A 12,139-nucleotide genomic window follows, 5' to 3' on the forward strand; every position below is an offset into this window, starting at 1 on the left:
TCACGACCAGCGGCTATCTCACCAACGCCGGGGTGATCGGGTTCCTGCTGGGCGCCGACGACGTCGCGATCTGCGATTCGCTCATCCACGGCAGCGTGATCTCCGGCGTGCAGTGGTCGGGAGCGCGACGGCTCAACTTCCGCCACAACGATCCGGAGTCGCTGCGTTCGGTGTTGCGCATGTCGCGCGGGAACTTCGATCGGGCGCTGGTCGTGGTCGAAGGTCATTACAGCATGGACGGCACGGTCGGCCGGGTGAGCGAAATAGCCACCATCGCACGGGAATTCGACTGTGCCGTCATGGTCGACGAGGCGCATTCCCTCGGTGTCTTCGGAGAGCGCGGCCATGGCATCCGCGAGCACTACGGGATGCCCGGAGACGCGGTCGACATCTGGATGGGCACCCTGTCGAAGGCGTTGGGCAGCTGCGGCGGTTTCATCGCCGCCGACGCGGACCTGATCGCCGCGATGAAGGCCGCCGCGCCGGGTGTCGCCATGCTGACCGGCGGTCCCGCGCCCTCGACCATCGGTGCCGCGCTGGCCGCGCTCGACGTCCTCGAGGCCGAACCGCAGCGACTGCGCCGGCTGTGGTCCAACGCCGAGCACTTCCGCACCCTGCTCGGCGAGCGTGGCATCGACCTCGGCATCTCCGAAGGCACCCCGATCTGCCCGGTGATCGTCCCCGGTGAACTGCGTGCCGGTTACGTCGCCACCACGCTGCTGCAGAACGGCATCTACGCGGGCGCGATCTCGTCACCGGCCGTGCCCGCCGGTCAGGAACGCCTGCGCTTCTTCCTGACCTCCGAACACGAACCCGCCCAGCTGGAGGCCGCCGCCGATTTGCTGTCCGAGGCCGTCACCGACGCCGCGCGGTTGCCGGACCTGAGCGTCACCGGCTGACAGGCGCGGCCGGCCGCCGCGCGAGAGGGCCGCGACACGACGTGGCCGGTATCTCCTCGCCGAGCGGTTCGGCAGGTCCGGCGGGTGGCTCGGCCGGCGGTGTCGTGGCCAGAGATCGAGAGTGGGCGGGCCCCGGAGCCCGGGCGTGCCCGTGAATCGGCATGTCGCGGACCGGTACGTTGGTGCTCGTGGAACTACGAATCTTCACCGAGCCCCAGCAAGGGGCTACCTACGACGATCTGCTCCGGGTTGCGAAGGTGACCGAGGAGGCGGGGTTCGACGCATTCTTCCGGTCGGATCACTATCTGAAGATGGGCGGGGTGTCCGGTCTGCCGGGACCGACCGACGCGTGGATCACGCTGGCCGGGCTCGCGCGCGAGACCTCCCGGATCCGGCTGGGCACTCTGGTCACCGCGGCGACGTTCCGGCATCCGTCGGTGCTGGCGATCTCGGTCGCCCAGGTCGACCAGATGTCGGGCGGCCGCGTCGAGCTCGGGCTCGGTTCGGGCTGGTTCGCCGACGAGCATCGCGCCTACGGCATCGAACTGCCGGATCTCGGTGAGCGTTTCGACCGCTACGCCGAGCAACTGGCGATCATCACCGGCCTGTGGCAGACGCCGGTGGGGGAGACCTTCGATTTCACGGGCAAACACTATGTGCTGCAGGGCAGTCCGGCCCTGCCCAAGCCGGTGCAGCAGCCGGGGCCGCCGGTGATCATCGGCGGGGCGGGCAAGAAGCGCACACCGGCCCTGGCCGCGCGGTACGCGCACGAGTTCAACCTGCCGTTCACGGATGCGGAAACGGCTGCGGCGCAATTCGATCGGGTCGCCGCGGCGGCCCGCGACATCGGCCGCGATCCGGGTGAGATCGTCCGCTCGGCCGCGCAGGTGCTGTGCGTGGGCCGTGACGAGGCCGAGATCGCCCGCCGCGCCGCGGCGATCGGCCGCGAGGTGGATGAACTGCGCACCAACGGCCTGGCCGGCACCCCGGCGGAGGTGGTCGACAAGATCGGCCGCTACCGCGAGACCACCGGCATCACCCGGCTCTACCTGCAGGTCCTGGACCTGTCCGACCTCGACCACCTGGAGTTGGTCGCCGGCGAGGTCGCCACCCAGCTGGGCTGAACAACCGGTCCGCGGTGGCAGCGTCGGCTCAGCCGACCTTCACCGGACTCCTGGGCTCGTCCGGATCGTCGACGTGGAGTTCGCGCAACCGCGCACCCTCCACGTCGATATCCGGGACGATCCGGCTGAGCCACCCCGGAATCCACCAGGCCGCCTTGCCCATCAGCACCAGCAGCGACGGAATCAGGACCATCCGCACCAGGAAGGCGTCGAACAGCACGCCCGCGGCGAGCGCGAAACCCATCGACTTGGCCGTCGCATCCGATTCCAGCAGGAACGAACCGAAGACCGAGATCATGATGACGGCGGCCGAGGTCACCACGCGCGCGCCGTGGTGGTAACCGGAGACCATCGCGTCGGTGGGTGATTTTCCGTGCACGTATTCCTCGCGCATCCGGGTGACGAGGAAGACCTGATAATCCATGGCGAGGCCGAATACCAAGCCGATCAACATGATCGGCAGGAAGCTCACGATCGGCCGAGGTTCGGAGATGAGGCCGAGCGCACCCTTCTGGAAGATCAGCACGGTGGCGCCGAACGTCGCCGCCATGGAGAGCAGGAACCCCAGTGCGGCGGTGAAAGGCACCAGCACCGAACGGAATACCGCGATCAGCAACAGGAATGCCGCACCCGCCACGATGGCCAGATACGGCAGGATCTTACTGAGCAGCGCATGGTCGACATCCGCGTAAATGGCTGTGGTACCGGTGATTCCGTAGTCGATGCCGTATCTGTCGTGCAGTGACGATTCGGCGTCGCGGGCATTGCGAACCAGATCCTTGGTGGCCTGGTCATTGGGCCCGGTGGTGGGCACGGCGGTCATCAACGCACCCGCGCCGTCCCTGCTCGACTGCGGCTGGGTCACGTAATCCATGCCCGGATACGCGGCCAATTCGTCGTGCAGCGCGGTGAGCGCGGCCCGACGCTGATCGGCGGGCACCCGCGACAGATCGGCGACGACCTGCAGCTTGCCGTTACTGCCCGCACCGAAACCCTCGGTGCGCAGGTCGTAGGCCTTGCGAATGGTCGTGGTCCGGGGCTGACTGTCCTCACCCGGCAGGCCCAGATTCAGGCTCAGCGCGGGCGCGGCCAGCAGACCCAGCACGATGATGCTCGCGACCAGCGTCAGCCACGGCATCCGCCCGATCACGCGTGCCACCCGCATACCGTTGGTGACCTCGGAATCGTCCTCGGGATCGTGCTGCGCGATCACCGGCAGCTTCGGTGTGAACAGGTACTTGCCGAAGGCGCCGAGCAGTGCCGGCATCAGGGTGATGGCGGTGAGCACCGCGAACGCCGCCGCGATCGCCCCGCCCAGACCCATGAAGGTCAGGAAGCGGATGTTCACGATCGCCAGCGCGACCAGCGCGATGATCACCGTCGCGCCCGCGAACACCACCGCCGAACCGGCCGTCCCCAAGGCCGTGCCTGCGGCGATCTCCGGCGAACTCTGCACCGCGCGTTCGTGTTTGTAGCGCGAGACGATGAACAGCGCGTAATCGATCGAGAGCGCGATGCCGATCATCGAGGCCAGGAATGTGGTGAAACTCGGAACCGACATGAACGACGTGCCGAGGAAGATCACCGACGTCGCCAATCCGAGTCCGACGATCGCGGTGATGATCGGCACGAAGGCGGCCACGATCGCGCCGAAGGCCACCACCATCACCACCAGCGCCACGGCCATGCCGATCATCTCGGCCTGCCCACTGGGCTGTTGTTGTTCCATCGCCAGCGACCCGCTCATCTCCACCTGCAGACCTGCGGCTCGCGCATCGTCGCCGACCGCGTACGCGGCCGCGCGGTCGTCGGCGGTGATATCGGTGAACTTCTGGATCGTGAACGGAACGGTCAGCACCGCAACGGTATCCGGGTTCTCCTTGTTCAGGACGTTCACCGGCGCGGCACTGCAGCGCGAGACGAGTTCCGGCGAACTGCGATCTGCGGCGAAGCAGCCCATCTGCTCGGTGGCGGTGATCGGATCGACCAGCGGAGTCTTGTGATCGACGATGTTCAGATCGTTCAGCTTGGTGACCGTCCCCGCGACGGCCGCCCGCTGGGAGGCCTCGGTGAGTTTCTGCCCCGGTGCCGCCCCGAAGACATAGGTGCCGGTGACCGCCTCGAAACTGAACGCCTGCGACATCCCCGGGAAGTGTTTGTCCATGATCTCGGTGGCGCGTTCCGACGGCAGATTCGGAATCGTGAAGTCGTCGTTCATCGGCTTCTTCAGCTGCGTGCCCAGGCTGCCGATGATCACGAACAGAATCAGCCAGACCGGGAGCACGATCCACTTGTGCCGAAAGGCGAATCTCCCCCACCGATACAGATACACGGACACGAGGCGCTCCTAATGGTCGCTGGCCTCGATTGGCGATGACTGCGAACCGGGGCCGGTCGCTGATCGAGCTGTGCGGTAGCCGGAGCACTCGCCGTTCCGGTCGGTCCGTCGAGTGGCCGAGCTGGAGAGCATTAGGTTCGAGTCTGCTGGGTCGTTGCTGCAAGATCAAGATCTTTGCGGTCCGAGATCCCCGGATCGGATACGGCACGAGCCCCCATCCGCTGTTCGGATGAGGGCTCGTGCCGTGGTTCGCGGATCAGCCGACCGGGACCGGCTCCTTCTCCGCCGCGGTGTCACGGTCACGCTGCTGGAGCTCGCGCAGCTTGGTGCCCTCGACGTCGATATCGGGCAGGATCCGGTTCAGCCACTTCGGCATCCACCAGGCCCATTCGCCCAGCAGCACCAGCAGCGACGGGATCAGCACCATCCGGACCAGGAAGGCGTCGAACAGCACGCCGGCGGCCAGTGCGAAGCCCATCGACTTCGCGGTCACATCGGACTCCAGCATGAATCCGCCGAAGACGGAGATCATGATGATGGCCGCAGAGGTGACCACGCGGGCGCCGTGGTGGTAGCCGGACACCATGGCGTCCTTCGGGGACTTGCCGTGCACGTATTCCTCGCGCATCCGGGTCACCAGGAAGACCTGGTAGTCCATCGCGAGGCCGAATACCAAGCCGATCAACATGATCGGCAGGAAGCTCACGATCGGATGCTGATCGCCGATCAGGCCGAGCTTGTCCTGCTGGAAGATCAGCACGGTGGCGCCGAAGGTGGCCGCCATCGACAACAGGAATCCGAGCGCGGCGGTCAGCGGCACCAGGACCGAGCGGAACACGAGCACCAGCAGGATAAACGCCGCGATCGCCACGATCGTCATATACGGCACGATCTTGCCGAGCAGCGCGTTGGACACATCGGCGTAGATCGCGGTAGAGCCGGTGATGCCGTACTCCATGCCGTATTTCGCCTGCAGGTCCGACTCCGCGTCCCGGGCGTGTTTCACCAGGTCCTGCGTTTCGGAGTTGTTCGGGCCGTGATCGGGCACGGCGGTCAGCTGGGCGCCGGTGCTGTTCACATAGTCCGGAGTCTTCTCCGACGTGAGCTTGTTCGTCGACGGCATGGTCACGAAGTCCATGCCCTGGTAGCCGGCCAGCTTGTCGTGCAGGGCCATCACGGCCTCCTGACGCTGCTCCGGCTTGACCTTGGTCAGATCCGCGACCACCAGCAGGGTGCCGTTGCTGCCCTCGCCGAACCCTTCGGTGCGCAGGTCGTAGGCCTTGCGAACCGTGGTGGTCTTGGGCTGGCTGTCCTCACCGGGCAGGCCGAGGCTCAGATTCACCGCGGGTGCGGCGAGCAGGCCGAGCACGATCACGCTCGCGCCGAGCGTCACCCACGGCGCCTTGGCGATCAGCCGGGCGAAACGCTTGCCGTTGGTGACGGCGTTGTCGTCCTCGGTGTCGGTGCGCGCCACCAGCGGCAGTTTCGGCTTGAAGAGGAAGCGGCCGAAGGCGCCCATCATCGCGGGCAGCAGGGTCAGCGCGACCAGGATCGCGAACAGCGCGGCCAGCGCGCCACCGAGACCCATCCAGGTCAGGAAACTGACGCCGACGATGCTCAGCCCACACAGCGCGATGATGACCGTCATACCGGCGAAGACCACCGCGGAACCGGCGGTGCCGATGGCGACGCCCGCCGCCTCTTCCGGCGAATCCTGCACGGCGAGTTCATGTTTGTAGCGTGAGACGATGAACAGCGCGTAGTCGATCGACAGCGCGATACCGATCATCGCCGCGAGCACGGTGGTGAAGTTCGGGATGTTCGCGATCGAGGTGCCTGCCATGATCAGCGAGGACGCCATACCGACGCCCACGATGCCGGTCAGAATCGGCACGAACGCTGCGATCAGCGCGCCGAACGCGACCATCATCACGATGAAGGCCACGGCGTAGCCGATCATTTCCGACTGTCCGCCCGGCGGCGCCTGCTGGGTGGCGATGGTGCCGCTGATCTCCACGTCGAGTCCGGCCGCGCGCGCTTCGTCTGCGACCTTGTAGGCCTGGTCCCGATCGGCCTGGGTGATATCGGAGAAGGACTTGATCTTGAACGGCACGCTGAAGTAGGCGACGGTATCGGCATTGTTGTTCTTGCCGAGCACGTTCAGCGGGGCCAGACCGCATTTCGCGACGAAGTTCGGGTCGGTGCGATCACCGGAGGTGCAGCCGATCGCGGTCGTCGCGGCGACCGGATCGGTCAGCACGCCACGACGTTGCGGGTCGGGGGCCTGCGCGTTGATCTTGGACTTGTCGACGATGTCGAGGTTGTTGATCTTCTCGACAAGCGCGGTGAGTGCCTGGTGATTGTCCGGATCGGTGAGCTTGCCGTGGGTGGCCGAGGCGACATAGGTGCCGGTCACCGCGTCGAATTTGAAGGCGGCCGATTGGCCAGGAAATTCCCTGTCCAGGATGTCGGTGGCCTTCTGCGAGGGCAGATCCGGCATGTTGAAGTCGTCTTGGCTCTGTTTCTTCAGCCCGACGCCGACGGCGCCCACGATCACGAAGATCAGCAACCAGACCGGTAGCACGATCCATTTTCGGCGGAAGGCGAACTTCCCCCACCGATAGAGGTACACGGACACGCGGTATCTCCTAGCGATAGCTGATTTGCGGTGCTGAGTTCAGGCCCCGTAGACAGCACTACTGCGGACGCCGCACTGCGATCCGCCTCCATCGACGCTTTCTGCCTACCGTGCGGTAGGTAGACTACCCAATCGATAAGCGGAGGAACAACCTCGATTTTCGGGGCGTGTCCTCCGCTTCGATCGGTTGATGAGAGGATCATCGCATGAGCGCCCGAACTACCTCCGGATCCGTTGCCGCAGGTCAGAGCACCAAGGACGCGATTCGTGAGGCGGCGATCCGGCTTTTTTCGAACAAGGGATTCGAGCAGACCAGCCTGCGCGAGGTCGCGGATGCGGTGGGAATCACAAAGGCGTCGCTCTACTATCACTACGCGTCCAAGCTCGATCTGCTGCTCGCGATCATCGAACCGATCTTCGACGACATGAAGCTCGTGGTCGACGAACTGGACGGGGTGCCGCACAGCCCGGCGGGCGCGCGGGAGGTGCTGAATCGCCAGCTCCGGACGCTGTTACGGCACCGCACGGCGGGCGCGATGTGTGTGCGCGACACCGTGGCCATCCTCAACGCGATCGGAGATCGGCACCCCGACATGTTCGATATGCACCGGCGTCTGTGCGTCTGGCTGGCCGGGCCCGACCCCTCGCACGAGGCGCGATTGCGGGCCAGCGCCGCGCTGGAGGTGCTGGGCACGGCGCTGTGGTCGAACGAACTCGTGCCCGATGCCGGCGACGAGGTGATCGAGCGAGTCCTGACCGAGGCCGCTCTCGGCGTACTGAACGGACCGGGTGGACAGCGCTAGTGCACATCTCGGCAAGGATCGACTACGCGGTCCGCATCCTCTTGGAAATCGCCCGCGCACAACCGAATTCGGTGAAGGCGGAGACGATCGCCACGGCGCAGGACATTTCGCCGAAAATCCTGGAATCCATTGCGGCACAACTGCGCCGGGCCGATCTGGTGATCAGCCGCCGCGGCCCCGACGGCGGATACCGGCTGGCCCGTACGGCCGGTGAGATCAGCATCGCCGACGTGATCCGCGCGGTCGAGGGACCGCTCGCCTCGGTGCGCGGGCAGCGTCCCGAGGACGTCGCGTATTCGGGCGCGGCCGAACCGCTGCAGCGGGTGTGGATCGCGCTGCGGGTCAACATCCGCGCGGTGCTGGAACAGGTCTCGATCGCGGATATCGCCACCGACGAACTGCCGGATTTCGTCGCGGATCTGGTGTCCGATCCCGGGGCCTGGACGCGGCGGCCCGCCCCCGTCCCGCCCGGCGTCGACCCGTAGGTCGGGACGTGGTGACTGTGCCGGTCGAGCCGGTTTCGCCGGTGCCGGGGGCCGGCTTTCGCCGAGCGGAAAATCTTGCCGACACCGCTCCGGAATGGCGGTAGCCTGCACCCATCATGTTGATCAGGTTGCTGCGCGCCTTTCTCGCCCCCTACCGCACCCAGTTGGTGGGGGTTGTTGTGTTGCAGCTCATCTCCGTCATCGCGATGCTCTATCTGCCCAGCCTGAACGCCGACATCATCGACAACGGCGTCACCAAGGGCGATATCGGCTACATCTGGACCACGGGACTCTGGATGCTGCTGGTGTCGGGCGTGCAGATCGTCGCATCGGCGAGTTCGGTCTATCTGGGCGCACAGGCCGCGATGGGTGCGGGGCGGGAGATGCGCGCGGCGCTGCTGCACCGGGTGGGCACCTTCTCCGCCCGCGAGGTCGGCATCTTCGGCGCGCCGTCGCTGATCACCCGCAACACCAACGATGTGCAGCAGGTGCAGCTGCTGGTCGTGATGAGCGTGACCATCCTGGTGATGGCGCCGATCATGTGCATCGGCGGCATCGTGATGGCGCTGCGCCAGGACCTCGGACTCTCCTGGATCCTGCTGGTCGCCGTGCCGCTGCTGGGCCTGACGATGGCGTTGATCATCTCCCGGATGGTGCCCGGATTCCGGCGCGTGCAGGAGCGCATCGACGCGGTGAACCGGGTGCTGCGCGAGCAGATCACCGGTATCCGCGTGGTGCGGGCGTTCGTGCGCGAGCGCTACGAATCGCGGCGTTTCGGCGTGGCCAACGACGAGCTGACCTCGGCCTCGCTGTTCGTGGGCCGGTTGGCCGCGCTGATGTTCCCGGCCGTGATGCTGATCAGCAACGTGACCACGGTCGCGGTGATCTGGTTCGGCGGGCACGCCATCGACTCCGGCAGTATGCAGATCGGTTCGCTGACCGCGCTGCTGTCCTACATCATGCAGATCCTGATGGCGGTCATGATGGCCTCCTTCCTGGCGATGATCGCGCCGCGTGCGGCGGTGTCGGCCGAGCGCATCGCCGAGGTGCTGGAAACCGATTCCTCGGTGGTGCCGCCGGCGCAGCCGCAGACCTTCGTCGCCGACCCGGGGACCGTCGAGCTGACCGCCGCGGAGTTCGCGTTCCCGGGCGCCGCGGAACCGGTGCTGCGCGATATCAGCTTCCGGGTCTCGCCCGGGCAGACCACCGCGATCGTCGGTTCCACCGGATCCGGTAAGACCACGCTGATCAATCTGATTCCGCGGCTGATCGACGTCACCTCCGGCGTGGTGCGCGTCGGCGGCACGGATGTGCGGCAGGTCGATATGGAGCTGCTGCGTTCGCAGATCGGTCTGGTGCCGCAGAAGGCCTACCTGTTCTCCGGCACCATCGCGGAGAACCTGCGCTACGGCGATCCCGAGGCGACCGACGACCAACTCTGGCACGCACTCGAGATCGCGCAGGCCGCGGATTTCGTGCGGGACATGCCCGAGGGGTTGCAGACTCCCGTCGCCCAGGGCGGCACCACGGTCTCGGGCGGTCAGCGGCAGCGGCTCGCCATCGCCCGAGCCCTGGTGAAGAAGCCCAAGATCTACCTGTTCGACGACTGTTTCTCCGCACTCGACGTCGCCACCGACGCGCGGGTGCGCGACGCGCTGCGACCGGAGACGCGCGAATCCGCGGTGATCACCGTGGCCCAGCGTGTGTCGACGATCCGCGACGCCGACCAGATCGTCGTCCTCGAGGACGGTGCCATGGTCGGCCTCGGCACCCACGAACAGCTGTTGCGCGAATGCGAGGAGTACCGGGAAATCGTGGAATCGCAGTTCAGTCCGGAAGAGGCGGCGCGATGAGCCGCAGAACACAGGAGGCGGCGCGATGAGGCCCGGGGGGCCGATGCCGGGCGCTCCCGGGCAGAAGGCGAAATCGTTCGGGCCGACGCTGAAGCGGTTGCTGCGTCGCCTGGCTCCGGACCGGGTGGCGGTGATCGCGATCCTGGTGCTGGCCGTCGCGTCGGTCGTCATGAACACCCTGGGGCCACAGATTCTCGGCAAGGCCACCAACCTCATCTTCGACGGTGTCGTCAGCAAGCAGTTGCCGGCGGGACTGACCAAGGATCAGGCGGTGGCGTCCCTGCGGGCGCAGGGCCAGGACCGGCTCGCGGACATGATGTCGTCGATGAACATCAACCCCGGCCACGGCGTCGACTTCGGCGCGGTGGGCCAGGTGCTGACGTGGGTTCTGGTGCTCTACGTCCTGGCCGCGCTGTTCAACTGGTTGCAGGCGTATCTGCTGGCCACGGTGATCAACCGCGCGGTGCAGCGGCTGCGCAGCGAGGTGGAGGACAAGATCCACCGGCTGCCGCTGAGCTACTTCGACACCAACGCCCGTGGCGATGTGCTCTCCCGCGTGACCAACGACGTCGACAATGTGGCGCAGAGCCTGCAGCAGACCATGAGCCAGCTGGTCATATCGGTGCTGTCGGTGATCGGCATCCTGATCATGATGTTCTGGATCTCGCCGCTGCTGGCGGTGATCGCACTGCTCACGGTGCCGGCCGCGGTGATCGTCACGGCCCAGATCGCGAAGCGGTCGAAACCGCATTTCGTCGATCAGTGGAAGTACACCGGTCTGGTCAACGCGCAGGTCGAGGAGGCCTTCACCGGCCACGAGGTGGTCACGGCATTCGGCCGCATCCGCGAGGTCGGCGAGGAATTCGACAAGCGCAACGACAAGCTCTACCAGGCCAGTTTCAAAGCGCAGTTCATCTCCGGCCTGATTATGCCGGTGATGATGTTCATCGGGAACCTGAACTATGTGCTGATCGCCGTGGTCGGTGGTCTGCGCGTGGCCTCGGGCAGCCTGTCGCTGGGTGAGGTGCAGGCCTTCATTCAGTACTCGCGCCAGTTCAGCCAGCCGCTCACCCAGATCGGTTCGATGATCAACCTGCTGCAGTCGGGTGTCGCCTCGGCCGAGCGGATCTTCGAAATCCTCGACGCCGACGAGCAGGTCCCGGATCCGCGCGAAGAGGATCCGCGTCCGATCGATCGCGGCCGGGTCGAATTCGACGCGGTGTCGTTCCGCTACGAGCCCGACAAGCCGGTGATCGACGATCTCTCCCTGGTCGCCGAGCCCGGCCACGTGGTCGCCATCGTGGGTCCGACGGGCGCCGGTAAGACGACGCTGGTCAATCTGCTGGAGCGGTTCTACGAACTGGATTCCGGCGCGATCACCATCGACGGGGTCGACATCACCGGCATCGGCCGCGCCCGGCTGCGCTCGCGGATCGGCATGGTGCTGCAGGACACCTGGTTGTTCGGCGGCACCATCCGCGAGAACATCGCCTACGGCAATCCGGAGGCGAGCGAGGAGGAGATCCTCGCGGCCGCCCGCGCCGCCTATGTGGACCGCTTCGTCCATTCGCTGCCGCTGGGTTACGACACGGTGATCGACGAGGAGGGCTCCGGGGTCAGCGCCGGCGAGAAGCAGTTGATCACCATCGCCCGCGCCTTCCTGGCCAAGCCGACCATCCTGATCCTCGACGAGGCCACCAGTTCGGTCGACACCCGCACCGAACTGCTGGTGCAGCAGGCCATGGCCGCGCTGCGCCGCGATCGCACCAGTTTCGTTATCGCGCACCGTCTTTCGACGATCCGCGATGCCGATCTGATCGTGGTGATGGAGGGCGGCCACATCGTCGAGCAGGGCACCCACGAGCGGCTGCTGGCCGCGCGCGGCGCCTACTTCCGCCTCTACAACGCGCAGTTCACCGGTGCGGCGGTCGACCAGGATCTGGTCGACGAGGAGACGGTGGACGTGGTGTAGGGGCCGTGGTCACCGGCCTGGCAGGAT

Annotated in this window: 8 protein-coding genes; 6 read left to right on the forward strand and 2 right to left on the reverse strand. The window is 66.3% G+C overall.

Going from position 1 to position 12,139, the window contains the following annotated elements; translation table 11 throughout:
* Together ON23_RS00825 and ON23_RS00830 are read left to right on the forward strand one after the other, a co-directional pair.
* Positions 1 to 899 (forward strand): aminotransferase class I/II-fold pyridoxal phosphate-dependent enzyme (locus ON23_RS00825; protein ID WP_039775318.1); only part of this gene is annotated, 899 nt, incomplete at its 5' end.
* Positions 900 to 1,087: 188 nt separating this feature from the next.
* Positions 1,088 to 2,023: an LLM class F420-dependent oxidoreductase gene (locus tag ON23_RS00830; RefSeq protein WP_039775332.1), complete on the forward strand. Its 936-nt coding sequence runs from the start codon at positions 1,088 to 1,090 to the stop codon at positions 2,021 to 2,023.
* A gap of 28 nt (positions 2,024 to 2,051) precedes the next feature.
* On the opposite strand, the gene ON23_RS00835 is transcribed toward ON23_RS00830, so the two are convergent.
* A complete protein-coding gene (locus tag ON23_RS00835; protein WP_039775320.1) occupies positions 2,052 to 4,361 on the reverse strand; it encodes an MMPL family transporter in 2,310 nt (769 codons plus the stop codon).
* A gap of 256 nt (positions 4,362 to 4,617) precedes the next feature.
* Complete coding sequence (locus tag ON23_RS00840) at positions 4,618 to 6,999, reverse strand: MMPL family transporter (RefSeq protein ID WP_039775322.1); 2,382 nt, start codon at positions 6,997 to 6,999, stop codon at positions 4,618 to 4,620.
* 206 nt (positions 7,000 to 7,205) lie between these two features.
* Here ON23_RS00840 and ON23_RS00845 point away from each other — a divergent pair, with 206 nt between their 5' ends.
* From ON23_RS00845 to ON23_RS00860, 4 genes are all read left to right on the forward strand, one after another.
* A complete protein-coding gene (locus ON23_RS00845) occupies positions 7,206 to 7,802 on the forward strand; it encodes a TetR/AcrR family transcriptional regulator (RefSeq protein WP_039775324.1) in 597 nt (198 codons plus the stop codon).
* Positions 7,802 to 8,287, forward strand: coding sequence for an RrF2 family transcriptional regulator (locus tag ON23_RS00850; protein ID WP_039775326.1), 486 nt, complete (start codon positions 7,802 to 7,804; stop codon positions 8,285 to 8,287). Before ON23_RS00845 ends, ON23_RS00850 begins: the two co-directional genes overlap by 1 nt.
* 116 nt (positions 8,288 to 8,403) lie before the next feature.
* Positions 8,404 to 10,140 carry an ABC transporter ATP-binding protein gene (locus ON23_RS00855; RefSeq protein WP_039775328.1) on the forward strand — a complete coding sequence of 579 codons (1,737 nt, stop codon included), beginning with the start codon at positions 8,404 to 8,406 and terminating at the stop codon, positions 10,138 to 10,140.
* A gap of 25 nt (positions 10,141 to 10,165) precedes the next feature.
* Positions 10,166 to 12,112 carry an ABC transporter ATP-binding protein gene (locus tag ON23_RS00860; RefSeq protein WP_039775330.1) on the forward strand — a complete coding sequence of 649 codons (1,947 nt, stop codon included), beginning with the start codon at positions 10,166 to 10,168 and terminating at the stop codon, positions 12,110 to 12,112.
* The last annotated feature ends 27 nt before the right edge of the window (positions 12,113 to 12,139 follow it).

Source organism: Nocardia cerradoensis NBRC 101014 (assembly GCF_000308535.1).
GTDB lineage: Bacteria > Actinomycetota > Actinomycetes > Mycobacteriales > Mycobacteriaceae > Nocardia > Nocardia cerradoensis.

Coding starts and splice junctions, on each gene's coding strand:
- ON23_RS00860 (WP_039775330.1), top strand. CDS start 10,166: ATGAGGCCCGGGGGGCCGATGCCGGGCGCTCCCGGGCAGAAGGCGAAA.
- ON23_RS00855 (WP_039775328.1), top strand. CDS start 8,404: ATGTTGATCAGGTTGCTGCGCGCCTTTCTCGCCCCCTACCGCACCCAG.
- ON23_RS00845 (WP_039775324.1), top strand. CDS start 7,206: ATGAGCGCCCGAACTACCTCCGGATCCGTTGCCGCAGGTCAGAGCACC.